Origin of the sequence: Vaccinium witches'-broom phytoplasma str. VAC, assembly GCF_000309405.1 — a bacterium.
Lineage (GTDB): Bacteria > Bacillota_I > Bacilli_A > Acholeplasmatales > Acholeplasmataceae > Phytoplasma.
In genome coordinates this window covers 1-439 of sequence record NZ_AKIN01000263.1, presented here as the reverse complement: position 1 = coordinate 439, position 439 = coordinate 1, and the positions used below count along the sequence as shown (strand labels likewise).

At 29.4% G+C, this 439-nt stretch carries 1 pseudogene; it reads left to right on the top strand.

Annotated features, from left to right (window positions below):
• Window positions 1-18: 18 nt before the first annotated feature.
• Window positions 19-439: pseudogene (locus tag RI68_RS04030) on the top strand (hypothetical protein); the annotation flags it as partial.

Sequence of the window (439 nt, the reverse complement as noted above, 5' to 3'; positions counted from 1 at the left end):
AAACCAAAGGAGGCAAAAATATATGAATCGAACCAAATCCTTAAAAAAGTTTTCTTAATCATTTCTTTATTAACCACTATTTTATTCATTAAACCTATTATTGCTCATTCTTTCTTTCATCGCCAAATCAAATCAACTATTAAACTAGTAGACTACCGAACCCTTCAACAAGAATGGTTAGCAACTCAACCTCAATTCATCCGTCATGATATCCAAGTTTTTTCGAAAGAAAGTATTCCTGAAATCTTAAAATATTTTGATATAGAAGCTTATTTTTATGATATTTCATCTCCTTCCTATAACCCCTACGGTTATACTTTCTTTAAACCCAAATTAAAAAATCCTCCTCAAGGATTAATTGGAGTTTATTTTAAACCTAGAATCAATCCTTTTAACGAAAAATATTCTCATGAAGAAGATGAATACACCTTAGAAGATC